A 25,450-nucleotide genomic window follows, 5' to 3' on the forward strand; every position below is an offset into this window, starting at 1 on the left:
CCCGGTCCGTCAGACCAGCGGCGCCTGCGCGGGTCTGCCGCCGTCGCCGGCCGCGCGGGTGCCCTCGGAAGCGGTGATCGGGGCGGTGATGATCCGGCTGGGCAGCACCGGCGCGTCGCGGCCCGTGCCCCGCCGACCGCCGCCGCCGGTCGACTGCTCGTGGTAGTCCTGCTCCACGTTGACCGACCAGACGTCGTGCGTGGCGCCGGTGGCGATGTTCTCGACGGTCAGCATCGCGGTGAGCATCGAGTGGTCCTGGTTGTTGTAGCGGTGCATGCCGTTGCGCCCCACCGGGTGCACGTTCGGTACGGCCTCGGCCAGCCAGGCCCGGATCACGTCCACGTTGTGCTGGTAGCGCTCGTCGTACACCGGGTATGCCTTGGGCATCCGCACCACGTGACCGGCCTCCACGACACCGGGGCGGACCAACCCCAACCGCTCCAGCTCCGCGGTGGCCAGGGCCACGAGGTCGGCATCCGGGGTACGCCACATCTCGTCGTCCTCGAAGACGAAGTACTCCAGGCCCAGGCAGGTGCGCCCGTCCTTCACGAGGTAGGGCGACCAGGAGCCGAAGTTCTGGATCCGGCCCACCCGTACCGCCGGGTCGTGCACGTAGATCCAGTTGTCGGGGAACGAGAACTCGGCCGGCACCACGAGGGCGACCGTCAGGAAGTCGCGGTAGCGCAGGTCGGCGGCGCAGGCCAACACCTCCGGGGGCGCCGGCGGGCGTAGCGCGGCGACCAGCTCCGAGATCGGCATCGACGAGATCACGTCGTCGGCCGGCTCGGTGCGCTGCCCGCCGGCGCCGTTGAGCGTCACACTTATCGCCCGCCGTCGTTTCGGGTCGCGGTGCACGGCGGTCACCCAGGTGCCGGTCGACACCTCCCCGCCGCGCTGGCGTACCTCCTCGGCGCAGCGCTCCCACATCATCCCCGGCCCGTACTTCGGGTACTGGAACTCCTCGATCAGGCTGGTCACGTCGGTGCGGCGGCGCCGGGGCAGCACCGCGTTGCGGATCGCCGTGGCCAGCGACAGGTTCTTGATCCGCTGCGCGGCCCAGTCGGCCTGCAAACGGTCCGCCGGCATGCCCCAGACCTTCTCGGTGTACGTCTTGAAGAAGATCGAGTACAGCCGCCAGCCGAACCGGGCCGACACCCAGCCCTCGAAGTGCGACTGGTCCTTCGGCGGGCGCAGGCGGGCCCGGGCGTACGAGCCCAGGCAGCGCACCGCCTCCGGCAGCCCCAGGTTGCGCAGCGCGTTCGTCGCGCTCAGCGGGTAGTTGAACAGGGCGCCCCGGTAGAAGATCCGGCTCATCCGGGGCCGGGTCAGGAAGTCCTCGTCGGGCAGGATCTCGTGCCAGAACGCCTCCACCCGGGGCACCTTGGTGAAGAACCGGTGCCCGCCGATGTCGAAGCGCCACCCGTCGCGCTCCACGGTCCGGCTGATCCCGCCGACCACCTCGTCGGCCTCGAAGACCCGGACCGGCCGCCCGTGCCGGAGCAACTCGTATGCCGCTGTGAGCCCCGCCGGTCCCGCGCCGATGACCACCGTGCCGTGCTGCTCGCTCATGCCGCTCGTACTCCCTGCCGATGGTTGAGGCGCGGCGCGTACCCGTTATGCCTGGGATGTCACCTGCTGGTCGTGGTCGTTTCGCTCCGGCGGGGCGCATCGGGGCGTACAACGAAAGGGGCGGCACCCCCACGCGGCGGGTGGGTCGGCGGACCGGGGGAGCGGGGCGGATGCACCGGTGGCGAAGCGGCCGGCGGCACGCGACGGCGTGGGCGGCCCGGCTGGCCGGGGCGGCCGGAGCGGGCGCGCGGCTGGCCCGCCGCGTGCCGGCGCCCTGGCCGTACCTCATCGGGCTCTTTATCGGCGCGAAGCTGCTGCTGACCCTGCTCGGCCTGCTGGTCCTGCACGCCTGGGACGGCATTCCGGGCGCGCCGCCGCCGGACGAGGCGATGATGTGGGCGCAGCAGCGGGAGGTCTCCGGCCACCGGTGGATCTCCTTCTGGTTCGCCTGGGACGCGCTGCTCTACCTGCGGCTGAGCGAGCTGCCGCTGACCGGGCGGCCGTGGGGGGACTTCGGCTTCCCGCTGCTCTACCCCTTCCTCGCCCGGCCGGTCGGCGCGCTGCTCGGCGGCGACAACGCGCTGGCCCTGCTGCTGATCAGCAACGTCGCGTTCCTGGGGGCCCTCGCGTACGGCTACCGGCTGGCCGAGCTGCTGCTCGGCGACGCGGACGCGGCCCGTCGGTTCACCCGCTACCTGGTGCTGCTGCCGACGGCCTTCCTGTTCCAGGCCGCGCTGACCGAGTCGCTGTTCGTGTGCCTCGCGCTGGCCGCGTTCTACTACGCCGAGCGACGTCGGTGGCTGGTGGTCGGCGTGCTCGGCTACTTCCTGGCGATGAGCCGGTCGGTCGGGCTGCTCGTCGCGTTGCCGCTGGCGCTGGTGCTGCTGCGCCAGCACGACTGGCGGCTCGGCCCCCGCGCCCTGCTCGGGTACCTGCGGATCGGCTGGCCGTTGCTGCTGCTGCCCGCCGGATGGTTCACCTTCATGGCGTTCTGCCGGTGGCGCGGCGGGGACTGGTTCGCCTACCAGCACGCCCAACAGGTCGGCTGGGGGATCAGGGTGCAGAACCCGCTGCCGGTGGTGGTGGACGCTCTGGCCGGAGAGCCGCGCGACGCCGGACGGGTCCTCTTCGCCATGGCCGTGCTGGCCGTGCTGGTCGCCGGGTTCCGTCGCCGGGAGCTGCCGTATCTGGTCTACGGCGTGCTCATGGTGCTGGTGCCGCTGTCGATGGGCCCGCCGGTCTACAAGAGCCTGCTGCGCTACCTGCTGGCCGCGTTCCCGGTGGCCCTGGTGCTGGCCCGCTGGGCCCGTCGCGCCGGTGTCGACGTGTGGCTGACGGCGGCCCTCGCCGTGGTGCAGGGTGCGCTGTTCGTGCTCTGGCTCACCTACTGGACCCATATGATCATCTGATTGGGTGGCCGCCGGTCGGGGCAGGATGAGGCGATGACCGAGCCACGGGTGCGCCTCGACGATCTCGGCGCCTGGCTGATCAAGGGCAACGCGGACGCCGTCGACCTCACCGCCCGGTTCGCCCGCGAGCCGCTGGTGACGAACTGGTGCGTACGCCCTGGCTACCGGGCCCGGTTGATGCGCGCCGGGCAGCCGGTGGTGTTCTGGGCCAGCGGCAGCCGCGCTCGCCTGCCGTACGGGGTGTGGGGCATCGGACGGGTCACCGGGGTGGCCGAGCCCGCGCCACCGGGGCGACCCTGGTCGGTGCCCCTGGAGCTGCCCATCCTCCCCGAGCGGGACCGGGTGCCCCGGCAGGCGTTGCGCGCCGACGACCGGCTCGCCGCCCTGGAGGTGTTCCGCCAGCCGCAGGCGGCCAACCCCTCGTACCTGACCGTGGCCCAGTTCGCCGCCCTGCGGACGCACCTGCCGGTCTGAGGATTCAGCCGGCTTGTGCAAAGCTGCTACCCGTCGTCGCCAACTTCGGGGGAGGTCCGGTGTTCGCCCTGCCGCTGACCGACGAGGTCGAGCTGCGCCCGCTGGAACCCTGGCGGGCCGAGGAGTTCCTCGCCAACCTCGACCGGTCGCGCGAGCACATCCGCCCCTGGGTGTCGCCGTCCTTCGTCGCCACCGACCTGCCGTCGGCCCGCGCGGTGTTGCAGCGCTACGCCGACCGCTGGGCCAGCGACAGCGGCGGCATCTGGGGGCTGTGGTGGCGCGGCACCCTGGTCGGCGGGGTCATGTTCGTCTCGTTCGACGTCACGCTCGGCGTCTGCGAGGTCGGCTGCTGGCTGGAACCGGCGGCGCAGGGCCGGGGCATGATGGCCCCCGCCGTCCGCCGGATCGTCGACTGGGCGGTCCGCGAGCGCGGCATCCAGCGGGTGGAGTGGCGCACCAACGCGGCCAACACCCGCAGCATCGCCCTGGCCCGCCGGCTCGGCCTGCGCCACGACGGCACCCTGCGCCAGCTCTACCCGAGCCCGCGCGGGCGCATCGACCTGGAGGTCTGGTCGGTGCTGGCCGACGAGTGGCTGGCCCGGCCCACACCGTCACCGCCCACCGTCCACTGACGACGGCGGATTCCTGTCGTACCCGGGCGGCACCATGCATTCATGGCCGTCCCCGCGCTCACCCCGCATTCCGACCCGCCGCGTTCCGTGCCGCTGCGTGAGGCGCGCACCCGGTTCAGCCAGCTCGTCGCGCTGGCCGAGCTGACCGACGCCGTCACCGTCGTCACCCGCGACGGCGATCCCCGCCCGGTCGCCGCGATCGTTCCCGCCGCCGCCGCCCGCAGTGGCGCGCAGGCCCGCGCCGACGCCGACCGGCTCGCCGCGGTCACCGCCGGTTGGGCCCGCCGCCTCGACGAGCAGCACCGTCGCAGCAGCCAGCGGCACGCCGCCGAGCTGGGGGCGGTCCGCGCGGCGCTGGCCGAGGTGTGGGCCGAGCTGGACCGCCGCGTCGTCCCGGGCAGCGACCCGGGACTGTCCCGGCTGCGCGCCGCGCACGCCGACCTGCTCACCGACTGACCGCCGCTCGTCGAGGGGCCGTCGCCGGCCCCGGCGTCGCGCAGGCGTCAGGTCGTGGCCGGGTAGGCGTTGGTCTCGGTCGCCTTGACCGCGACCCAGACCCGCTGGCCGGGGATCAGCCGCAGGTACGCCGCAGCGGCCGGCGTGACGTCGGCGGCCACGCCGATCGGCCCGTCCACCTGCACGCGGACGTTGTCGCCGTGGCGCTGCACGCCGACCACGGTGCCCGCCCAGGTATTGCGGGGGCTGCCGTCCGGCCGGGCCGGGTGCAGGGCCACCGCCGCCGGGCGGAACGCGACGAACGCGTCCCCGTCGAGCCGGTCGGCCACGCTGAGGGTCAGCTCCGGCGCGACACGTACCGCGTGGCCCTCCGCCCGGCCCCGATAGAGGTTCAACCCGACCAGGCGGGCCACGTAGTCGGTGCGCGGGCGGGCGGTGACGCTCGGGCCGTCGCCCTCCTGCACCACGCGCCCACCCTCGACGATGACCAGGCGGTCGGCCAGCGCCAACGCGTCCAGCGGATCGTGGGTGACCAGCACCGTGGCGCCCGGGTGCGCGGCCAGGTGGCGGTGCAGCTCCGCGCGGGTGTCCAGGCGGGTGCGGGCGTCCAGGGCGGCGAGCGGCTCGTCGAGCAGCAGCAGCGACGGCCCGACGGCCAGCGCGCGGGCCAGCGCCACCCGCTGCGCCTGCCCGCCGGAGAGCTGCCGGGGCCGGCGGTGCGCCTGGCCGGCCAGGCCCACCCGGTCGAGCCAGTCCCGGGCGGTGGCCCGCGCCGCCCGCCGGTCGACGCCGTGCCGGCGCGGCCCGAAGGCCACGTTGTCCAGCGCGTTGAGGTGCGGAAAGAGCAGGTAGTCCTGGAAGACCACGCCGATCGGCCGGCGTTCGGTGGGCACCCAGCCCCGGCTCGCCGGCCGATCCAGGTCGACGCCGCCGAGGGTGACGTGCCCGGCCGTGAGCGGGTGCAGCCCGGCCAGCGCGCGCAACGCGGTGGTCTTGCCGGCGCCGTTCGGCCCGAGCAGCGCTACGACCTCGCCCGACGCGACCCGCAGCGGCACGTCCAACCGGAAGGCGCCCCGGTCGACGACGAGCCGGGCGTCGAGCAGCGGGTTTCCGGCCTCGTCGTGCAGCGGCGCGGTCACGGGCTGGCCAGCCAGCGGTCGCGCAGCGCGGCCAGGATGCCCACCGAGACGATCAGCAGCACCAGGCTGAGCACGATCGCGGACTCCAGGTCGGTCTCCAACGCCAGGTAGACGGCCAGCGGCATGGTCTGCGTACGCCCGGGATAGTTGCCGGCGAAGGTGATGGTGGCGCCGAACTCGCCGAGCGCCCGCGCCCAGCACAGCACCGCGCCGGCGGCCAGACCCGGTGCCACCAGGGGCAGCGTGACGTGGGTGAAGGTGGTCCACCGCCCGGCGCCGAGCGTCGCGGCGGCCTCCTCGTAGCGGTGGTCGGCGGCGCGCAGCGCACCCTCGACGGCGATGACGAGGAACGGCATGGCGACGAACGCCTCGGCCAGCACCACGCCCGCGGTCGTGAACGGCAGGGTGACGCCGAACGTGGCGTCGAGCCAGCCGCCGAGCAGCCCGCGCCGGCCGAAGACCAGCAGCAGCGCCACGCCGCCGACGACCGGTGGCAGCACCAGTGGCACGGTGACCAGGGCGCGGACCAGCCGGCGGCCGGGAAACTCGACCCGGGCCAGCAGCCAGGCCAGCGGCACCCCGAGCAGCAGGCAGAACAGGGTGGCCAGGGTCGCCGTCTGCACCGACAGCCGCAGTGCCGTCAGCGCCCCCGGCGCGGTGAGCCGTTGCGGCAGCGTCGTCCACGGCGCCCGGACCACCAGCCCGGCCAGCGGCAGGACGAGGAAGAGCAGCCCCAGCCCCGCCGGGATCAGCAGCGCCGCCGGCACCCGCCCCCGTCGGCGCGGCGCGGCGTCGGGAAGCCGCCTCGCGCTGCCGGGAAGGGTCTGTCGCCCGCCGCTGGGAAAGGTCCGCCTCACGGTGCGGGGAAGGCCCGTCTCATGGCGCCTGGAAGCCGGCCGCGGCGAGGACCGTCTGTGCCGGCGTCGAGCGGACGTACGCGACGAAGGCCCGCGCGCCGGCCGGATTCGGCGCGTCCTTCAGCGCGACGATCGGATAGTCGTTGATCGCCCGCGTCGACTCGGGAAACTCGACACCGGTCACGTCGCTGCTCGCGGCGCGGGCGTCCGTACGGTAGACGAGGGCCGCGTCGACCTCGCCGAGCTTGACCTTCGCCAGCGCTCCCTTGACGTCCTGTTCCAGGGTGACGGGGGTCAGCGCGACACCCGCCGCGGTCAGGGCGGTACGCGCCGCCGCGCCGCAGGGCACCTGCTCGGCGCAGAGCGCCACCTTCACTCCTGGGCGGGTCAGGTCGGCGAGACCGGTCACGCCCTTGGGGTTGCCGCTGGGCACCGCGATCACCAGTTGGTTGCGGGCGAAGACGAGCGGCGTGCCCTCGGCGTCGCCGGCCTCGGTCACGGTCGCCATGTTCTTCGGCGCGGCCGACGCGAAGACGTCCGCCGGAGCGCCCTGGGTGATCTGGTTGGCCAGGGCGGAGCTGCCGGCCAGGTTGAGGGTGACGGTGACGCCCGGGTTGGCGGCCTCGAAGTCCCTGGCGATCCGGGTGAACGACTCGGTCAGCGAGGCGGCGGCGAACACGATCACCGTGCCCGATGCCCGACCGTCCCGGGCGTCGCCCGGGTCGCCGGCGCGGTCGCAGCCGGCCGTCGCCAGCACGGTCACCGCCAGCACCACCGCGACGAAGCTGGTCCGACGACTCATCCGACCGCCCTTGCTCCGGCCGGGGTGGTGGGCGCGGCGCGCTCCACCACCACGGTGGTCGACTTGATGACGGCGACGGCGACCGAACCGACCCTCAGGTCGAGGTCGTCGACGGCCTCCCGGCTCATCAGCGACACGACCCGGAAGGGGCCAGCCTGGATGTCGACCTGGGCCATCACCGTGTCCTTGCGGACGTCGACGACGATGCCGCGCAACCGGTTGCGGGCCGAGGAGAATTCGGCGCCCGCGTCCGGGTCGGCGGCCTGCGCGCGGGCGAACGCCGCGAGGTCGACGCCGTCAATGATCCGGTGGCCGTGCTCGTCACGCCCGGCGGGCAGCCGCCCGGCGTCCACCCAGCGGCGGATCGTGTCGGCGCTGACGCCGAGCAGTTCGGCCGCCGCGCCGATCCGGAACGTCGTCACCGCCTCACCCTAGCGGGCCGCATCCGCGAGGGTATAGACCCCATGCCACCCGCATTCGCATGGGCTTGCCGCTCGATACGCCAGCATCTGCTATCCGCCAGGCCGGCGACGTGGCGGTATTGCGCAGCCGGTCAGTGGCGGCGCGGGTGGCCCTTGAGGTGTCGGCCCAGCTCCCGGGCGATCTCGCGGTTGGCGTCGCGTTCGGCGAGGGTCTGCCGCTTGTCGTACGCGCGCTTGCCCTTGGCCAGGGCCAGCTCGACCTTGGCCCAGCCGTTGTCGAAGTACATCGACAACGGCACCAGCGTCACCCCGCCCTCGCGAACCTTCTCCAGGATCCGGCCGATCTCGGAGCGGTGCAGCAGCAGCTTGCGGTTGCGGCGCGGCGCGTGGTTGGTCCACGTGCCGTAGCTGTACTCGGCGATGTGCAGCCCGTACAGCACGATCTCGCCGTCGCGTTCGTGCGCGAACGCGTCCACCAGCGACGCCCGTCCCTCGCGCAGCGACTTCACCTCGGTGCCGACCAGCACGATGCCCGCCTCGTACGTGCGCAGCACGGTGTACTCGTGCCGGGCCTTCTTGTTCGAGGCGATCAGTCGGCGCTCGGGCTGCTTGGACGGGCTCACCCGGCGACGATATCCGGCCGTCCCCTCAGTCGGTCGTCCGGAGCTGGGCGCGCAGCCGCGCGGCCAGCTCTCGCACCGCCTGCGTGAACTCGTCCTGCGACTCGCACGGCGAGTGGCCCAGGATCGGCGGCGGCACGCTGTCGCTGGGCGGGGGCACCACGCCCTGCGGGTCCTTCAACCGGCGGTCCACCGCCGCCTCCGGCCCGGCCAGCGTCGCGCTGTCCCCGGGCCGGTGCGGAGCGAACATCCACCCACCGATCGGGTCGGTGTCGCGCCACAGGTTCACCCAGCGCCAGCCGACGCGCTCGCCGATCTCGCGCAGCGTCGACTCGTCGACGTAGGCGGGGAACAGTCGCGAGTACAACCGGTTCAGCGGCGACAGGTAGGTGAGCAGGGCGACCCGGTCGGTGACCCGCGGCGGCAGTTGCAGCAGCGTGGCCGCGAGCAGCACCGAACCGTGGCTGTGCCCCGCCAGCAGCACCCCCTCGCCCTGGTCCACGAGGTAGGTGATCCGCTTCGTCAGCTCCGGCACGGCCCGTTCGGCGTAGCAGGGCGGCGCGAAGGGGTGCGCCGCCCGGGGCCAGAAGGTGCCCAGATCCCACAGGACGCCCACGTACCTACGGAACCCGGCTGTCCGGTACGCGAAGATGCCGCCGATCACGAGCCCGACCAGGATCGCGCCGATCGCGTAGCTGCCCGCCCCGATGAGGAAGTTGACGAGGCTGTCGGGCACGCCGACGTACTGCTCGAACACGTCCCCGGGATAGAGCTGGAGCAGACCGAGCAGGCTGGTGGCCAGTCCGAGCGCGGCGGACCCGGCGTAGACCACGGCGAGGGGTTCCAGCCGTTCGGTGAACCGGGCCCGCGCCACCGCCTGCTCGACCCGGCGCAGCCGCGCCGCCGCCTCCGGCGGGGCGTGCGGGAAGTCGGCGGCCACGATCGCCCGCGCGGCCCGCCACCGGCTGGGACGGGTCGCCACGGTGACCACCACGCCCACCAGCAGCGCGGCCAGCACTGCGAGGAAAAACCCGACGATCGCCCACTTGTACGCCAGCGGCGGGCCGAACGCGAACCGTTCCCGGTACCCGCTGTTGCGGTCCAACACGTCGGCCACCCGGTAGACCAACTCGGCGGAGAACGCCACCGCGAGCCCGGCGCCGACTGTGACGAAGACCGGAGCGCCCAGCGCGCGCAGCCGGGGAAGCCGCTGTCCGCCGGCGCGTCGCCCGCTGCCGCGCGCCCAGATCACCACCGCTGCGAGGATCACCAGCAGGACGGTCTGGCTGACGAACAACCAGGCCACCGTGGCGCTGTACCCGGGCAGCATCCTGCTCTGCGGCCACGGCTCGCGGCTGGTCAGGGTGTACGCGATCACCAGGATCGTCAGGCCGCAGGCGATCGTTCGCAGCCCTCGCGTGACCGCCTCCAGCCGGGGCACCGGGCTGGGCCGGTCCATGCCCCGCACCCTCGTCAGCAGGACCACGCAGGCGAGCAGCACGGCCCCGGTCGCCACCGCCAGCGTCGCCCGCACCGTCGACTCGTTCTGGCTGTCCCAGGCGGCCAGCAGGCTGACGTCCAGCGTGGCGAACGCGGCCGCGACGTGCACCGAGCGCAGCCGTCCCACCACCGGGGTCCCGTCCCACTGGCCGACCGCGCTCAACTGCTGGACGGAGGTCTCCTCGGTCGCGCCGGTGCGAAAGGCGTCGTACGAGTGGCTCGGCCGCGCGCCGAGCCACCACACGATCCCGATGGCGGCGACCGGCGCCAGGGCCAACACACCCAGCCGTACTCCGGGCGGACGCTCGCCGAGCCAGGACAGCCAGCTCCGGCCGGCCGTGCAGGTCGGGGAGTCCATGCAGCGCCAGGCGACGAGGTCCAGCGCCATCCCGACGATGGAGAGCACGTAGAGCATCGTGAGGGTGAGCGCGAGCACCCGGCACAGCGCGACGATGACGTGTTTCCCCGAGAGGCTCGCCGGGCGCATCCAGAGCGCCACGTTGCAGAGCATGAACGGCAACAGGAACACCAGCGACAGCGTCCGTACGGCCGTGCCGGACGGCAGGTCGCTCCAGCGGTACGCCTCCAGCGTCACCCCGTCCGTGCCGGTCGAGTCCGGGTAGCCCGGGCGGGGGCGGAAGAACCCGCCGCTGCGGTCTCCGGCGACCTGGTGCACGTGCGGCCGGTTGAGGACCTGGTCGGCGCCCGCCCCGGAGACGCCGTGCACCCGCAGCTCCACTACTCGACCCGACGTCGTCGGGTCGGTCGGCGACGCGTCCGTCATGGGCCCCCCGAGGTGTGCGACCGCCGGCGGGTCGGCGGTCGCACACCTCCCGCGGCGGTCCCGCTTACCCGTCCCGGGCCGGGTCACGCATGCGTCGGTGCCCGCGCGGTGGTGCGACCGGGCCCGCCGGGGTGGTTCTATTGGCGCCATGGCAAACCCGGTGATCCTGACCGTCGACGACGATCCCGCGGTGTCCCGGGCGGTGGCCCGGGACATCCGGCGCCACTACGGCGACCGTTACCGGGTGCTGCGCGCCGCCTCCGGGCCGGAGGCGCTGGACGCGCTGCGGGAGGTCAAGCTGCGCGGCGAGCAGGTCGCGCTGCTGCTGGCCGACCACCGGATGCCGGAGATGACCGGCGTCGAGTTCCTCGAAGCCGCGATGGACATCTTCCCCGCCGCGCGCCGGGTGCTGCTCACCGCGTACGCCGACACCGACGCGGCGATCCAGGCGATCAACGTGGTCGACCTGGACCACTACCTGCTCAAGCCCTGGCACCCGCCGGAGGAGAAGCTGTACCCGGTGGTCGACGGCCTGCTGGAGGCGTGGTCCGTCACCCCGGACGCGACGAGCGTCGAGATCCGGGTCGTCGGGCACCGCTGGTCGGCGCCGTCGTTCAAGGTCCGCGACTTCCTGGCCCGCAACCTCGTGCCGTACCGCTGGCTGTTGTCCGACGATCCGGAGGGCGCCCGCCTGCTCGACGCGGCCGGGGCCACCGAGGCGGACGTACCCCTGGTGGTGACCGCCGAGGGCAAGGCGCTGGTGGCCCCCAACGAGGCCGAGTTGGCCGCGCTGGCCGGGCTGACCGTGGTGCCGGCGTCCGACTTCTACGACCTCGTGGTGATCGGCGGCGGTCCGGCCGGCCTGGGCTCGGCCGTGTACGGCGCGTCGGAAGGGCTGCGCACCGTCCTCGTGGAGCGGCGGGCGACCGGCGGGCAGGCCGGGCAGAGCAGCCGGATCGAGAACTACCTGGGCTTCCCGGACGGCGTCTCCGGCGCGCAGTTGACCGACCGGGCCCGACGGCAGGCGGTGAAGTTCGGCGCCGAGCTGCTCAGCGCCCGGGAGGTGGTCGGCCTGAGCGAGGCCGGCGGGGCCCGGCTGCTGCGGTTCGGCGACGGCAGCGAGATCGCCGCGCACACCGTGGTGCTGGCCACCGGGGTCTCCTACCGGGTGCTCGACGCGCCCGGCCTGGCCGACTTCACCGGCCGGGGAGTGTTCTACGGCGCCGCCGCCACCGAGGCGCCCAGCTGTGTCGACCAGGACGTCTACATCGTGGGCGGGGCCAACTCGGCCGGCCAGGCCGCCGTGCACTTCTCCCGGTACGCCGCCCGCGTCCACCTGCTGATCCGCGGCGCGGACGTCACGGCGTCGATGTCGCGTTACCTGATCGACCAGCTGGAACGCATCGACCGGATCACCGTGCACCCGCACACGGCGGTGGTCGGCGCCACCGGGCAGGACCACCTGCAACAGCTCACGCTCTGCGACACCCGCACCGGGCAGGCCCGCTCGGTCGACACCTCCTGGCTGTTCATCTTCATCGGCGCCGAGCCCCGCACGGACTGGCTCGACGGGGTGCTCGTCCGCGACGGGCGCGGCTTCATCGTCACCGGCCCGGACCTGTTGAGCGGTGGCCGGCGCCCGGCCAGGTGGTCGCTGTCGCGCGACCCGTACCACCTGGAGACCAGCCTGCCGGGGGTGTTCGCCGCCGGGGACGTCCGCGCCGAGTCGGTCAAGCGGGTCGCCTCGGCCGTCGGCGAGGGCGCGATGGCCGTCTCGCTCGTGCACCGCTACCTGGAGGCCCAGTGAGCGCGAGGAGTGAGCCGGGTCTGCGAGCCCCGCAGTCGCGAACGAAGGAGACGCCATGACCACCCCGTCGGAGCGGTTGACGCCCGCGCAGCTGCGTGCCCTGTTCCTGTTCGAGGCGCTCGACGACGAGCAGCTCGACTGGCTGGTCGAGCACGGCCGGGTGGAGCAGCGTCCCGGCGGCACCCTCGTCTACGGCGAGGGTGAGGCCGCCACCTGCTTGTTCGTGCTGCTGCGCGGCGCGGTGGCGTTGAGCCGTCAGGTCCGTGGCGACGACGTCGAGGTCAGCCGGACCGACCAGCCCGGCGTGTACGGCGGCGCCACCCAGGCGTACCTGGGCGACCAGGTCGAGCAGACCTACCGCAACAGTCTGCGGGCGCTGGTCGACTCCGACTTCTTCGTGCTGCCGGCGGAGGACTTCGCGCACGCCCTGCGGTCCTGGTTCCCGATGCCCATGCACCTGCTGGAGGGGCTGTTCTTCGGCATGCGGGACAGCCAGACCATCGTCGGCGAGCGGGAGCGGCTGTTGGCGCTCGGCTCGCTCTCGGCGGGGCTGACGCACGAGCTGAACAATCCGGCTGCGGCGGCGGTGCGGGCCACGTCGGTGCTGCGCGACCGGGTCGCGGGGATGCGGCACAAGCTCGCGATGATCGCCGACGGTCGGCTCGACGGCCGCGCGCTGCACGGGCTGGTCGCGTTGCAGGAGGAGGCGGTGGCCCGGGTGGCCACCGCGCCGAAGCTGAGCCCGGTGGCCACCGCCGACGCCGAGGACACCCTCACCGACTGGCTGGAGGAGCACGGGGTGGGCGGCGCCTGGGACCTGGCGCCCATCCTGGTCGGCGGGGGTCTCGACGCGGCCTGGCTCGGGCAGGTGAAGGCGGCCGTCGGCCCGGCGGACCTGGAGGCCGCGGTGCGGTGGCTCTCCTACACCGTCGACACCGAGCTGCTGATGCGCGAGATCGGCGACGCGGTGACCCGGATCTCGGGTCTGGTGGGTGCCGCCAAGCAGTACTCCCAGTTGGACCGCGCCCCGCACCGCGTGGTGGACGTGCACGACCTGCTCGACGCCACGCTGGTCATGTTCAAGGGCAAGGTCCCCGCCGAGGTCAAGCTCGTCCGCGAGTACGACCGGTCGCTCCCGCCGATCCCGGCGTACGCGGCCGAGCTGAACCAGGTGTGGACGAACCTGATCGACAACGCGCTGGGCGCGATGGGGGAGAAGGGCGTGCTGACCGTCCGCACCGGCCGGGTCGGCGACCTGCTGGCGGTGGAGATCACTGACACCGGTCCCGGTATCCCGCCCGAAGTGCGCCCGCGCATCTTCGAGCCGTTCTTCACCACCAAGCCGGTCGGTGCCGGCACGGGTCTGGGGCTCGACATCTCGTACCGGATCGTGGTCAACAAGCACCACGGTGACATCCGGGTGGAGACCGAGCCCGGGAACACCACGTTCCGGGTGCTGCTGCCGATCACCGAGGACGTCGCGCCGACTGTGTGAAACACCCGTACGACGCGCCGACTACCTAAAGACATCAGGTGGTCGCTGGCAGTAGTCTCGGGCGGCGTTCGTGCTTCCCGCCCCCCGAGGAGCGTCCGTGGACTCGATGGCCCGCCCGCGCACCGCGCCCCACGACGACGACCAGCCGATCGACAACCCTCACGACAGCTCCATGCTTCCGGAGCTGGAGGACGCCGCGTGGATGCACCACGCGAACACGTTCGCGCACACCAGTTTCTGGGCGGTGGCCCGACGCCTGCCGAGGTTGGTGCGTGAGGCGGTGGCGCTGGCGTGGGCCACCAACCGCATGGACACGGTCGCCTCCATCGGGCTGAACGTCGCCGCCGGGGTGATGACCACCTTCGGCCTGCTCGCCACGACCAGCGTGCTGCGGGAACTCTTCGCCGCCGGTCCCACCCCGGACCGGGTGCGCTCCGCCCTGCCGGCGCTGGTCGTGGCCGCGGCGGCGGTCTCGGCGCGCGGCGGTCTGACGATCGCGGCCGGTTGGGCCCAGGCGCGGCTCACCCCGCAGATCAACTATCAGGTGGAGCTGCGGCTGTTCGAGGCCACCACCGCAGTGGATCTGGCCGCGTTCGACGACGCCGGGTTCGCCGAGGAGATGGACCGGGTCCGCGACCGGGGGATGGGCGAGGCGGCGTGGATCGTCGACCACACCGTCAACCTGGTCACCGGCGTGGTCGGGATGCTCGCCACCGCCGTGGCGGTCACCGTCATCCAGCCGCTGCTGCTGCCGTGCCTGCTGCTCGCGGCCGTGCCCCAGGCGATCACGGCGGTGCGGATGGCCCGCCGGGAGTACCTGGCGATGCTGGCCCGGATCACCCGCCGCCGTCGGATGTGGATGCTCGCCCACCTGATGGCCAACCGGCACACCGCCGCCGAGGTGCGCGCCTACCAGATGCGCGACTTCCTGCTCGCCGAGTACCGCGGTGTGATGGCCGTCGAGACCCGCGCCCAACTGCGGCTGGTGCGCTCGCAGACCGGCACCCGCGTGGCCGGCGCCAGCGTGGCGGGGCTGGCCACCTTCGGGGTGTACGCCGTGCTGGGCGGCCTGCTGCTGGCCGGCATGGTCGCCCTCGCCGCCGCGGCCACCGCCCTGCTCGCCCTGCAGTCCGCCCGGACCAGCCTGGGCGTCGCGGTCGTCGCCACCAACTCGCTGTACGAGGACGCCCTCTACTACCAGGACTACCGGGACTTCCTGACCCGGGCGCAGGGCCGGGTGCCCGTCGGCGGCGACCGGGTGGTCGACGGCGTCGAGACGATCGACCTGCACGAGGTGAGCCTGCGCTACCCCGACACCGACGCGCCTGCGGTGGACCGGGTCAGCCTGACGATCCGACGTGGTGAGGTGATCGCGCTGGTCGGCGAGAACGGCTCCGGCAAGACCACCCTGGCCAAGTTGATCGCCGGGCTCTACCAGCCGACCGGTGGGACGATCCGCTGGGACGGCGTCGACGCCGCCGAGCTGGATCCGCGGACGCTCGGCGCGCAGGTGGCCGTGATGACGCAGGAGTACTGGAAGTTCCCGTTCACCGCGGGGCAGAACATCCGCGTGGGCCGGCACGACCGTACGCCCGACCAACCCGGCCCCGACGTGCAGGAGGCCGCCGCCGCGGCCGCCGCCCACGACATGATCGTCGGTCTGCCGCACGGCTACGACACCCTGCTCGACCGGGAGTTCAAGAACGGTCACGAGTTGTCCGGCGGGCAGTGGCAGCGGCTCGTCGCCGCCCGCGGGCTCTACCGCGACGCCGCCCTGCTGATCTGCGACGAGCCGTCGGCCGCCCTGGATGCCCGCGCCGAACATGCCCTGTTCCAGCACCTGCGCCGTCGGCCCGACCGGGCGGTCGTCCTGATCACCCACCGGCTGGCCAACGTCCGGCACGCCGACCGGATCTTCGTGATGGACCGGGGTCGCCTCGTCCAGCAGGGCAACCACGACGAGTTGATGGCGGCCGGCGGCCTCTACCGCGAGCTGTTCGAGTTGCAGGCCAGCGGCTACCGGGCCGGCGCCACCGACGCCGCAAACCACTGACCCCCGACCATTCCGCCCGCCGTGCCGTCAGGCCGCGTGGTCGCGGGTGAGGAAGTCAGCGAGGACCCGGGTGTGGGTGGAGAACGCCAGCTCGACCGGGTCGGTGAGCACCAGCCACTCGGTGGCCTCCTCCGTCGGCGCCGACGGCGGCAGGTCCTCGACGGCCCGCTCGGGCAGCACCCCGAAGACCATCATGGTGCCGCCCGCCGGGGCGCCGCGCACGGCGAAAAGCCGAGCATCCTCGGCCGCCGCGACCAGCCCGGTCTCCTCCCGCAGCTCACGCACGAGCGCGTCGGACCACTCCTCGCCGTACTCGATGAAGCCGCCGGGCAGCGCGAGCAGCCCGCGGGCCGGTTCGATGTCCCGGCGGACGACCACCACACCCAGCCCGTCGGCGGTGCGGACCGGGAGCACCGCCACCGCGACGGGCAGCGGGTTGCGCCAGACGGTCTCGCCGCAGACCGCGCAGACCCGCGGCCATCCCGCCGCCGTCGGGTACGCGGCGCCGCAGTAGGAGCAGTGCGAGTACGGCGTGCCGGTCATGACGCAGCACGTTACCCGGGCCCGATCGGATCGACGCGCCGCCCGAAGCTCAGTCGTCCCGGTCGAGCAACGGGCGCAGTTGGTCGAGCAGCTGCGCCCGGCTCACGTTGCGCGGCAGCTCGATGGTGAGGTCCAGGCCCGGGCCGCGCGCGGTCAGCGTCACCGTCGGGCGGGGATCGCGCAGCCGCCAACCTCGGATGGCCGAGACCAGCGCCTCGGCCTGCGGTTGCAGGGTGGCCAGCGTGGCCAGATTCGTCAGGACGCTGATTCCCTCGATGGCCAGGGTCAGGGCGCCCGCGTCCCGAACGCCCTCGTGTGGCAGGCGCAGCTCGGCGACGACCTCGGGCGGTAGCAACAGTCGAACGCTAGTCATCGTCACCCCGCACCATCGCGGCGATCCGGTCCCGGACGCTCTGGCCGAGCGGACGCAGGGACGTCGACGCGGTCTCCCCGCAGATGAAGCCCTGTACGTGCCGGATCCGCAGGTCGTAGATCTGCTTGAGGGTCACCGGCGCCTGCTCGTCGAAGCCCTCCACGATGACGGCGCGTGGGTTCGGCGCGTGTCCGAGGTCGCTGGCGTAGCGGGCGACCCGGGTCACCAGGTCCAGCTCCTCGACGGCCAGCGGGTGGTGAAGGACGGCCCGGTCCACTTTGATCTGGGTCAACGGAAGTTCCGCCATCCGGGCGAGTGACGAGTAGCCGACCCCGAAGTCGTCCACCGCGAAGCTGATTTCCAGGTCACGGGCCAGGCTGGTCAGCCGACGATGGAAGTACGTCAGCGGCTCCTGAGGCCACACCTCGCCGGGATCGGGTTGGATCGGGTCCTGCTCGGAGATCTCCAGCGTGACGGTGCGCGGATCCAGGTTCGCTTCCATGATCGCCGTGCGCACCTGGGCGATGTAGGCGTCGCTGAGCAGCGAGCGGACCGCGACGTTGACCGAGATCGGCTTGGTGACGTCGAAGACGGACGCGACGTCCGCCTCGGCGTACGAGTCGATCGCCTTGGCCAGCAGCAGCGCGTCGCGTTCGATGACGAAGCGGTCACCCCAGGCGTACGCCATCTGAAGGGCCGCGACCGGCGCGCGCACGTCGGTCTCCAGCCGCCTCGCCAGTGCCTCGTAGCTGTGGATGCCCACCCCGGCGGGCCGCCGGTCCAGCGACATCACCGGCTGGAACACCATGGTCAGTGACTCGATCAGCTTCTGGTAGAGGCTGAAGGCGTGCGAGTACAGATCCACCGGCAGCCGGCCGTAGGCCGAGCGCAGGGCGGTGAGCACCTGCATCTCGGCGTGCACCGGGTCGTCGCGGACATCGGAGTTCCAGATGGCCCGCAGCATGGTGGCCAACGGCTCGCCCATGTCCAGTGCGGCGAGGGCGGGATCGACCACCGCGAGGGTGAGGTTCCGACTGTTCTTCTGGGACAGGGGGACGCAGAGAATCCGTCGGCCGGCGTCGTCGGCCACCACATGCCCGGGGGAGGAGGTGCGGACCAGGGTCGTGTCCGCGGCGCTCAGTTCGAGCAGCGGTCGCAACTCCTCCTTGTTGAACCGGGCCGTGGAGGTGACCTGGCCGATACCCGTGGGGCTGGATTCCACCACCGCGACCGAATCCGCTTCCAGGGCGTACCGGATCACCTCGACCCGTTCGGCGTGCCCCGCCTGTTGGGCGGAACGCGGCGGACGAGACTGCGAGCGGAACACCCGCCCGAGCAGCTGGGTGATCGAGCTGGACAGGTCGTCGAGTGGGTTCTTGCAGGGCCGGATCGTGCCGGAGTTGACCGGGGCCGTCAATGACTGCCGCTCGTGGCGGGACACCGGCGGCTGGGTGAGCACGGTGGTCGGGCCCCACATGTGGACGAGCTGTCCGGGTGCGGGGTGGATGCCCTGCTCGGCGACGAAGGTGGCCATCTGGGCGAAGGAGACTTTCCCGCTGGGGTCGGCGGCCTCGCCGCGCAACGCCCGCAGCAGTTGGTGGGTGAGCACACCCTGCCGGTGCTCCTCGGTCTCCCGGGCCGCGGCGCCGCTCGGGCACGCCAGCAGGGCGCTGTGCCGGTCGACCTGGGTGCGGTACGTCTGCATCGCCTCGGTGTGCCGCAGCTCCGAGTCCAGGTAGACGCCCGCGTGGCAGCAGTCGAGGATCAGGAACGAGGTGCCGGCGAACGCCTCGAAGACGTCCCGCTTGAGGAACGCCATCCGCAGTCCATTGTCCGGCTCGCGGCGCAGGCCGTCGGCCTCCAGGTCCGCCGTCACCAGGTACGCGTCGGACTGCGTGCCCCATTCCGGCACGAGGGCGTGGCCGGCGAAGTAGACCAGCAGCACGTCGGAGGGGCGCGACTCCAGCACCCGCTCGCGCAGCCGGGCCTTGATCTCCCGCCAGGTGGCGCCCTTGCCGATGAACAGGTCGACGTCGCCGTCGTCGAACGTGCCGATCCGCTCGTCCAACAGCACCGCCCGCACCGCCCGCGCATCGTCCTCGGCATAGCGCAGGCTGGGCAGGTTGACGTCATACCCGCAAGCGTTGGCTCCGATCAGGATCGCCCACCGTCGGCTCATCACAGCACCCCCACGTGATCCAGTGGGCAACTACGTTGCGACAGCACAGCAACGCTTTGCGTGACCCTACCGGATCTAGGAGAGGCCGCTGATCCAACCGATGAGTCGGATTCACGTCAGGCGCCGGACGACGGCGGCAGGCCGGCCGGCCGCCGTCGTCGGAGCCGCTCAGGCTTGCGGGGCGCCGGTGTAGAAGGCGGTGGTGCGCTCGGCGGCGGCCTTGGCCTCGTCGGCGTCGGTGCCGGCGGCGATGCTCGCCTCGCACCACAGCTGGCTGCTCAGCTCCATGGCGCGTCGTCCCTCGGCGGAGGCGACCCACTCGGCGCTGTCCTCCGGCCGGACGCCGCTGCCGCCGCCGGAGAGGTAGGTGGCAAGACCGAGCAGGCCCAGGTCCCAGCCGACGCCGACCGCGCCCGGCCCGAACTGTGCCCACCGGTCCTGGTCGACATGCGCGATGTGGTCCAGGTCGAGGCGGGCCCGCTCGTCGCCGACCGGCGTGACCCGCACCTCGATCCAGCTCACCTCGCCGCCCATCTCCCAGGTGGCGGTGAAGCGGTGCGGAGGCTCGCAGCTCTCGATGGTGCCGTGGGCGTTGCCCTGGAGCTGGTACGTGCCGTGCAGCCGCAGGTCGCCGCTGATCGGCAGGAACCAGCGGGGGATGCGCTCGGCGTTGGTGCAGGCGTCCCACAGATCCTCGGCCGTCGCCTGGTAGGTCTGGCTGATCGTGGTCACCCGGGCCTCGCCTGCGGCCAGGGTGCGGCTGCCGACCTGCCGCTGGACGGCGTTGATCTGCTCGGTCGCGTCGAACATCAGGTGTTCCTCTCCTCGGGTGGGTCGGCGGGCCCGCGCAGGCGACGTTCGCGTCGGCCCCGGGCCAGCTCGGTGGCGAGTGCCGCCAGGGGTGGCGCCCAGAACCGGCGGAAGTGCTCCAACCAGCCGTCGACCTCGCGCAACGGGCGTGGGTCGACCGCGTACAGCCGCCGGGCGCCCTCTGGCCGCACGGTGGCGAAGCCGTTGTCCCGCAACACTTTGAGGTGCTGTGACACGGCGGGCTGGGAGATGCCGAACTCGTCGCGGATGACCGCGCTGACCGCGCCCGCGGTCTGCTCGCCGTCGGCGAGCAGCTCCAGGATGCGGCGCCGGACCGGATCGCCCAGCACGTCGAAGGCGTGCACGGCGACATTTATATCACCGCTGGCTTATTTAAGCCAAACCTGAAGCTCCGACCAGCTTGTCCAACCGGATCGGCAGGTCCCGGATGCGGACGCCGGTGGCGTGGTGGACGGCGTTGGCGACCGCCGCCGCGGTGCCGACGATGCCGATCTCGCCGACGCCCTTCACCCCGGCCGGGTTCAGCTCGTCGTCCCGCTCGTCCAGCCAGTACGCCTCGATGGCCTCGACGTCCGCGCAGCCGGTGATGTGGTACGTGGCCAGGTCGTGGTTGACCCAGTCGCCGTAGCGCTCGTCGAGCAGGCCCTCCTCGTGCAGCGCCATGGACAGCCCCATCGTCATGCCGCCGATCAGCTGACTGCGCGCCGTCGTCGGGTTCACCACCCGGCCGGCGGCGAACACCCCGAGCATCCGGTTCACCCGCACCTCGCCGGTGTCCGCGTCCACCCGCACCTCGACGAACTGCGCCCCGTACGCGTACCGGGGCCGCTCGGGCTGACCGCCCACCTCGTCGGTGGTGTCCGCCTCGGCGCTGACCTCGGTGCCCGGCGGTGCACCGTCGCGCAGCTTCCCGCGCAACGCCTCGCAGGCCCGGATCACGGCCCAGCTCCACGAGGCGGTGCCCATCGAGCCCCCGGCCACGGGAGCCACCGGGAGGTCGCTGTCGCCGATGCGGATCTCGACCCGCTCGGGCGGCACCCCCAGCGCGTCGGCGGCCACCTGCCAGAGCGCCGTCCTGGCACCGGTGCCGATGTCGGTGGCGTCGATCCGTACCAGAAAGGTGCCGTCGGGCCGGGCGGTGGCCGCCGCCGAGGACGGTCTCGCCCGGGCCGGGTAGCTCGACCCGGCCACCCCGGTGCCGATCAGCCACCGCCCGTCGCGCCGGGCCCGAGGCGTGGGATCCCGCTGCGCCCAGCCGAACCGCTGCGCCCCCTCGCGCAGGCAGGCCACCAGATTGCGGCTGGTGAACGGCTCCCCCTGGTCGGGGTCGACCTGGGCGTCGTTGCGGATCCGCAGCTCCACCGGGTCGACGCCGACGGCGATGGCCAGCTCGTCCATCGCCGACTCCAGGGCGTACGCGCCGGGGCACTCGCCGGGGGCGCGCATCCAGAACGGCGTGGGCACGTCGAGGCGGACCAGCCGGTGGGTGGTGCGTTGGTGCGGCGCCGCGTACATGCTGCGGGTGTAGACGGCGATCTGCTCGGCGAACTCCCGGACGGTCGAGGTCTGGCTGATCGCGTCGTGACAGACCGCGGTGAGCCGACCGTCGGTGTCGGCGGCGAGGCGGACCCGTTGGATGCTGGGCGTGCGGTAGCCGATCGGCCCGAACAGCTGCTGGCGGGTCAGCGCCAACTTGACCGGGCGGTCCACGTGCCGGGCGGCGAGCGCGGCGAGCACCACCGCCGCCTTGGCGGAGCCCTTGCTGCCGAAGCCGCCGCCGACGTGCTCGGCGATGACCCGCACGGACTCCTGGGGCAGCCCGAACAGCTCGGCCAGCGTGGTCTGCACCGGCGCGGCGCCCTGGGTCGAGTCGTGCACCAGCAGCCGCCCGTCGTGCCACCGTGCCGTCGTGGCGTGCGGCTCCATCGGATTGTTGTGGTACGCCGGTGTCCGGTAGGTGGCGTCCACCCGCACCGGCGCGGCGGCGTACCCGGCGTCGAAGTCACCCTCGGCCGTGTCCGTCGGATAGCTGGGGTTGACGTGCTCCGGCCGGTACAGGCCGGGGTGGTCGTCGGTGAGCACGGTGCTGTGCGGCGTGGCGTCGTAGTCGATGCGCACCAGTCGGGCACCCTCGCGGGCCGCCTCCAGGCTGGTGGCCACCACCACCGCGACGAACTGCCCTCGATGGTTTACCGCCGGCTCCTGCAACAACCACAGCTCCGGCTGCGGGCCCGGCGCGATCCGGGGCGCGTTGCCGTGGTGCAGTACGGCAAGCACGCCGGGCGACGCCAGGGCCTCGTCGGTGTCGACGCGGGTGATCCGGCCCCGGACCACGGCCGCCTGCACCGCCCAGCCGTAGGTGACGCCGTCCACCGGGTACTCCACCGCGTACCGGGCCGTGCCGGTGACCTTCTCCCGACCCTCCAGCCGGGGATGCGCCCGACCGACCGCGCCGGTGCTCACGAGGCTGCCAACTCGCTGAGCACCCGCACCGTGATGGCCCGGGTCAGGGGCAGCTTGAAGCCGTTGTGCCGCAGCGGCCGAGCCTCGGTCAACTCGGCGTCGGCGGCCCGCGCCGCCAGCTCCGGGCTGAACAGTCGACCCCGCAGCTCCTCCTCGGCCCGGTACGCCCGCCACGGCCGGTGCGCCACCGCCCCGTACGCCAGGCGCACGTCGCGGACCACGTCGCCGTCGAGGTCGAGGACGGCGGCCACCGAGCCGGCCGCGAAGGCGAACGACGCCCGGTCGCGCACCTTGAGGTACGCCGAACGGCGCGCGGCCGGCAACGCGGGCAGCCGTACGGCGGTGATCAGCGCGCCACGCGCCAGAGTCGTCTCCCGCTCCGGATGCGCGCCGGGGGAGCGGTACAGCGCGGCGAGCGGGACGTCGCGGGGACCGTCGGCCTCGTGCACCTCCACCACGGCGTCCAGCGCGGCGAGGGCGACCGCCAGGTCCGACGGGTGGGTGGCCACGCACTGTTCGGACCAGTCCAGCACGGCGAGGTCGCGGTTCTGCCCGTGCAGGGCGGCGCAGCCGCTGCCCGGGTCGCGCTTGTTGCACGCCTTGCCGGTGTCCTGGAAGTAGACGCAGCGGGTGCGCTGCAACAGGTTGCCGCCGGTGGTGGCCAGGTTGCGCAGCTGACCGGACGCGGCGGCGAGCAGGGCGCGGGCCAGCACCGGGTAGTCGCGGCGAACCGCCGGGTGGGCGGCGAGGTCGCTGTTGCGCACCGTCGCGCCGATGCGCAGCCCACCGTCGGGCAGCTCCTCGACCGTGTCCAGAGGCAGCCGGGTCACGTCCACCAGCAGCTCGGGCCGCTGCACCCCGAGCTTCATGAGGTCCACCAGGTTGGTCCCGCCGCCCAGGTACGCCGCGTGCGGCTCGCCGGCCAGCACGGCGACGGCGTCGGCCACGTCGGCCGGCCGGTGGTAGCGGAACGGCCTCACGGCGTGGTCGCCGTCTCGCGGATCGCGGCGACGATGTGCGGGTACGCGGCGCAGCGGCAGAGGTTGCCGGCCATCCGCTCCCGGATCTCGGCGTCGGTCAGCTCGGGCGGCGAGTCGAGGTCGTCGGTGACCGCGCTGGGCCATCCCCGGGCGACCTCGTCGAGCATGCCCCGGGCGGAGCAGAGCTGCCCCGGGGTGCAGTAGCCGCACTGGAACGCGTCGTGTGCGACGAACGCGGCCTGCAACGGGGACAGGTCGTCCGGACCGGCGAGCCCTTCGACGGTCAGCACCGACCGGCCGTCCACCGTGACCGTGAAGACGAGACAGCTCTTCGCCCGGCGACCGTCCAGCAGCACCGTGCAGGAGCCGCACTGGCCGTGGTCGCAGCCCTTCTTCGCCCCGGTCAGGCCCAGGTGCTCGCGCAGCGCGTCGAGCAGGGTGGTGCGGTTGTCCAGCGTCAGCTCACGGCGGTCGCCGTTGACCTCGAACGCCACCCGGGACGAGTGACGCTCGTTGGTCGTCGTCTCGTTCTCCGGTCCGCCCCGCACCGGCCCAGACTAACGGCAGTGGCACATAAGCGGGCGAATTACGCACAGAGCCCATCGTGGGGCGCCCCGGGCGCCGCCGGCTGCGGTGCCCGGGGCTTGCGGGCTCAGGCCACCGGCGCGGCGGCGTCGTCGGCGTTGGCGGTGGCGCGGGCGAGGTGTCGGTGGGCGCGGATCAGCTCCGCGTAGCGCAGGCCGCTCGCCTTCACCGTCCGCCGCTGGGTGGCGTAGTCGACGTGCACCAGCCCGAAGCGCTTGTCGTAGCCGTACGCCCACTCGAAGTTGTCCAGCAGCGACCACACGAAGTAGCCGTCCAGCGGCACCCCCCGGGCCACCGCCGACGCGCACGCCGCCAGGTGCTGCTCCAGGTGGTCGGTGCGCTCCTTGTCCTCGACCGTGCCGTCGGCGGTGACCTCGTCGAGCCACGCCGAGCCGCTCTCGGTGACGATGATCCGCCCCGGCCGGTACTCCTCGTGCACGTCGACCAGCAGTCGCTCCAGGCCCGCCGGGTACATCTCCCAGCCCATGGCGGTCTCCACCGAACCGGGCACCGGCACCTGCTTCGCGTACGGCGCCGGGCCGGTCGGGTCGTCGACGACCAGTTGACGGAAGTAGTAGTTCACCCCGAGGAAGTCGGTCGGCGTGGCGATCACCGCCAGGTCGTCACCGCGCACCGGCGGCTCGACCCCGTACGTGTCGATCATGTCGGCGGGGTAGCCGCGCCCGTGGATCGGGTCCAGCCACCAGCGGTTGACGTGCCCGTCGGCCCGCCGGGCCGCCGCGACGTCCTCGGGTCGGTCGGTCGCCGGCTCGATCGGGCTGAGGTTGAGCACCAGACCGACCGACGCCGGTCGGGCGGCGTTGGCCCGGATCGCCTGGGTGGCCAGGCCGTGCCCGAGCAGCGCGTGGTGCGAGGCGTGCACGGCGCGGGTCAGGTCCCGCTCGCCGGGGGCCATCTTCCCCTCCAGGTGCCCGATCCAGCACACGCAGAGCGGCTCGTTGACCGTGTTCCAGTCGGCCACCCGGTCGCCGAGGCGGGCGGCGACCACCGCCGCGTAGTCGGCGAACGCCTCGGCCGTGGCGCGCTCCGGCCAACCGCCGCGATCCTGGAGAACCTGCGGCAGGTCCCAGTGGTAGAGCGTGACGAACGGCCGGACCCCGTCGGCGAGCAGCGTGTCGACGAGCCGGTCGTAGAAGTCCAGCCCGGCGGGGTTGACCCGCCCGACGCCGTCGGGCATCACCCGGGGCCAGGCCACCGAGAAACGGTACGCGTCCACGCCGAGCCGGCGCAGCAACGCAAGATCCTCCGGCCACCGGTGGTAGTGGTCGCAGGCCACCGCGCCGGTGTCGCCGTTGTCGACGTTGCCGGGGATCGCCGAGAAGGTGTCCCAGATGGACGGCGCCCGGCCGTCGACGTCGACGGCCCCCTCGATCTGGTACGCCGCCGTGGCGACGCCCCAGAGGAAGTCGGGTGGCAGCTTGGACAGGTCGGGCACGGGACGGTTCTCCTCTGGGAT

The 25,450-nt window shown here is 73.1% G+C and carries 23 protein-coding genes; 7 read left to right on the plus strand and 16 right to left on the minus strand.

Annotated elements, in window-relative coordinates:
* Nucleotides 1-9: 9 nt before the first annotated feature.
* Entirely contained in the window at nt 10-1,569 is a 1,560-nt protein-coding gene (locus tag ABZU53_RS10140; RefSeq protein ID WP_355065133.1) for an NAD(P)/FAD-dependent oxidoreductase, read from the minus strand.
* A gap of 170 nt (nt 1,570-1,739) precedes the next feature.
* On the opposite strand from ABZU53_RS10140, the gene ABZU53_RS10145 reads away from it, so the two are divergent.
* Genes ABZU53_RS10145 through ABZU53_RS10160 form a run of 4 tightly spaced genes read left to right on the plus strand, consistent with a single transcriptional unit; the run spans nt 1,740 to nt 4,540 of the window.
* Nucleotides 1,740-2,978 carry a hypothetical protein gene (locus ABZU53_RS10145; RefSeq protein ID WP_355065135.1) on the plus strand — a complete coding sequence of 413 codons (1,239 nt, stop codon included), beginning with the start codon at nt 1,740-1,742 and terminating at the stop codon, nt 2,976-2,978.
* A gap of 33 nt (nt 2,979-3,011) precedes the next feature.
* Nucleotides 3,012-3,452, plus strand: a complete 441-nt coding sequence (locus ABZU53_RS10150) for a hypothetical protein (RefSeq protein WP_354856055.1) — start codon at nt 3,012-3,014, stop codon at nt 3,450-3,452.
* A gap of 59 nt (nt 3,453-3,511) precedes the next feature.
* Nucleotides 3,512-4,084, plus strand: coding sequence for a GNAT family protein (locus ABZU53_RS10155; protein WP_355065137.1), 573 nt, complete (start codon nt 3,512-3,514; stop codon nt 4,082-4,084).
* Nucleotides 4,085-4,126: 42 nt separating this feature from the next.
* Complete coding sequence (locus ABZU53_RS10160; RefSeq protein WP_355065139.1) at nt 4,127-4,540, plus strand: type II toxin-antitoxin system Phd/YefM family antitoxin; 414 nt, start codon at nt 4,127-4,129, stop codon at nt 4,538-4,540.
* A 47-nt stretch (nt 4,541-4,587) separates the two neighbouring features.
* Here the strand turns inward: ABZU53_RS10160 and ABZU53_RS10165 are convergent, their stop codons facing one another.
* From ABZU53_RS10165 to ABZU53_RS10190, 6 genes are all read right to left on the minus strand, one after another.
* Complete coding sequence (locus tag ABZU53_RS10165) at nt 4,588-5,679, minus strand: ABC transporter ATP-binding protein (protein ID WP_355065141.1); 1,092 nt, start codon at nt 5,677-5,679, stop codon at nt 4,588-4,590.
* The gene (locus tag ABZU53_RS10170; protein ID WP_354856051.1) at nt 5,676-6,446 is read right to left on the minus strand and encodes an ABC transporter permease; all 771 of its coding nucleotides are present in this window, start codon (nt 6,444-6,446) and stop codon (nt 5,676-5,678) included. The genes ABZU53_RS10165 and ABZU53_RS10170 overlap by 4 nt, the downstream gene beginning before the upstream one ends.
* A gap of 109 nt (nt 6,447-6,555) precedes the next feature.
* A complete protein-coding gene (gene modA / locus ABZU53_RS10175; RefSeq protein ID WP_355065143.1) occupies nt 6,556-7,338 on the minus strand; it encodes a molybdate ABC transporter substrate-binding protein in 783 nt (260 codons plus the stop codon).
* Nucleotides 7,335-7,760 carry a MerR family DNA-binding transcriptional regulator gene (locus tag ABZU53_RS10180; RefSeq protein WP_355065145.1) on the minus strand — a complete coding sequence of 142 codons (426 nt, stop codon included), beginning with the start codon at nt 7,758-7,760 and terminating at the stop codon, nt 7,335-7,337. The genes modA and ABZU53_RS10180 overlap by 4 nt, the downstream gene beginning before the upstream one ends.
* 131 nt (nt 7,761-7,891) lie before the next feature.
* Nucleotides 7,892-8,383 carry an SsrA-binding protein SmpB gene (smpB, locus tag ABZU53_RS10185; protein ID WP_354856048.1) on the minus strand — a complete coding sequence of 164 codons (492 nt, stop codon included), beginning with the start codon at nt 8,381-8,383 and terminating at the stop codon, nt 7,892-7,894.
* Between the two features lie 25 nt (nt 8,384-8,408).
* Nucleotides 8,409-10,664: a hypothetical protein gene (locus tag ABZU53_RS10190; protein ID WP_355065147.1), complete on the minus strand. Its 2,256-nt coding sequence runs from the start codon at nt 10,662-10,664 to the stop codon at nt 8,409-8,411.
* Between the two features lie 148 nt (nt 10,665-10,812).
* Here ABZU53_RS10190 and ABZU53_RS10195 point away from each other — a divergent pair, with 148 nt between their 5' ends.
* From ABZU53_RS10195 to ABZU53_RS10205, 3 genes are all read left to right on the plus strand, one after another.
* Nucleotides 10,813-12,471: an FAD-dependent oxidoreductase gene (locus ABZU53_RS10195; protein ID WP_355065149.1), complete on the plus strand. Its 1,659-nt coding sequence runs from the start codon at nt 10,813-10,815 to the stop codon at nt 12,469-12,471.
* Between the two features lie 55 nt (nt 12,472-12,526).
* A complete protein-coding gene (locus tag ABZU53_RS10200) occupies nt 12,527-13,966 on the plus strand; it encodes an ATP-binding protein (protein WP_355065151.1) in 1,440 nt (479 codons plus the stop codon).
* A 106-nt stretch (nt 13,967-14,072) separates the two neighbouring features.
* A complete protein-coding gene (locus ABZU53_RS10205) occupies nt 14,073-16,019 on the plus strand; it encodes an ABC transporter ATP-binding protein (RefSeq protein WP_355065317.1) in 1,947 nt (648 codons plus the stop codon).
* Between the two features lie 27 nt (nt 16,020-16,046).
* On the opposite strand, the gene ABZU53_RS10210 is transcribed toward ABZU53_RS10205, so the two are convergent.
* The 9 genes from ABZU53_RS10210 to ABZU53_RS10250 all read right to left on the minus strand — a co-directional run bounded on the left by ABZU53_RS10210 (nt 16,047) and on the right by ABZU53_RS10250 (nt 25,429).
* Nucleotides 16,047-16,562, minus strand: a complete 516-nt coding sequence (locus tag ABZU53_RS10210) for an NUDIX domain-containing protein (RefSeq protein WP_355065153.1) — start codon at nt 16,560-16,562, stop codon at nt 16,047-16,049.
* Between the two features lie 49 nt (nt 16,563-16,611).
* Complete coding sequence (locus ABZU53_RS10215; protein WP_355065155.1) at nt 16,612-16,935, minus strand: hypothetical protein; 324 nt, start codon at nt 16,933-16,935, stop codon at nt 16,612-16,614.
* Nucleotides 16,928-19,114 (minus strand): EAL domain-containing protein, encoded by a 2,187-nt coding sequence (locus ABZU53_RS10220; RefSeq protein ID WP_355065157.1) that lies wholly within the window; start codon nt 19,112-19,114, stop codon nt 16,928-16,930. Before ABZU53_RS10220 ends, ABZU53_RS10215 begins: the two co-directional genes overlap by 8 nt.
* 168 nt (nt 19,115-19,282) lie before the next feature.
* Entirely contained in the window at nt 19,283-19,924 is a 642-nt protein-coding gene (locus ABZU53_RS10225) for an SRPBCC family protein (RefSeq protein WP_354862163.1), read from the minus strand.
* Nucleotides 19,924-20,289, minus strand: a complete 366-nt coding sequence (locus ABZU53_RS10230; RefSeq protein ID WP_355065159.1) for a metalloregulator ArsR/SmtB family transcription factor — start codon at nt 20,287-20,289, stop codon at nt 19,924-19,926. The genes ABZU53_RS10225 and ABZU53_RS10230 overlap by 1 nt, the downstream gene beginning before the upstream one ends.
* A 28-nt stretch (nt 20,290-20,317) precedes the next feature.
* Entirely contained in the window at nt 20,318-22,408 is a 2,091-nt protein-coding gene (locus ABZU53_RS10235; RefSeq protein WP_355065160.1) for a xanthine dehydrogenase family protein molybdopterin-binding subunit, read from the minus strand.
* Nucleotides 22,405-23,388, minus strand: coding sequence for a xanthine dehydrogenase family protein subunit M (locus ABZU53_RS10240; protein ID WP_355065162.1), 984 nt, complete (start codon nt 23,386-23,388; stop codon nt 22,405-22,407). The genes ABZU53_RS10235 and ABZU53_RS10240 overlap by 4 nt, the downstream gene beginning before the upstream one ends.
* Nucleotides 23,385-23,882: a 2Fe-2S iron-sulfur cluster-binding protein gene (locus ABZU53_RS10245; RefSeq protein ID WP_354862173.1), complete on the minus strand. Its 498-nt coding sequence runs from the start codon at nt 23,880-23,882 to the stop codon at nt 23,385-23,387. The genes ABZU53_RS10240 and ABZU53_RS10245 overlap by 4 nt, the downstream gene beginning before the upstream one ends.
* A 158-nt stretch (nt 23,883-24,040) precedes the next feature.
* Complete coding sequence (locus ABZU53_RS10250; protein WP_355065164.1) at nt 24,041-25,429, minus strand: GH1 family beta-glucosidase; 1,389 nt, start codon at nt 25,427-25,429, stop codon at nt 24,041-24,043.
* Nucleotides 25,430-25,450: the final 21 nt, after the last annotated feature.

Origin of the sequence: Micromonospora sp. NPDC005194, assembly GCF_040608335.1 — a bacterium.
Lineage (GTDB): Bacteria > Actinomycetota > Actinomycetes > Mycobacteriales > Micromonosporaceae > Micromonospora.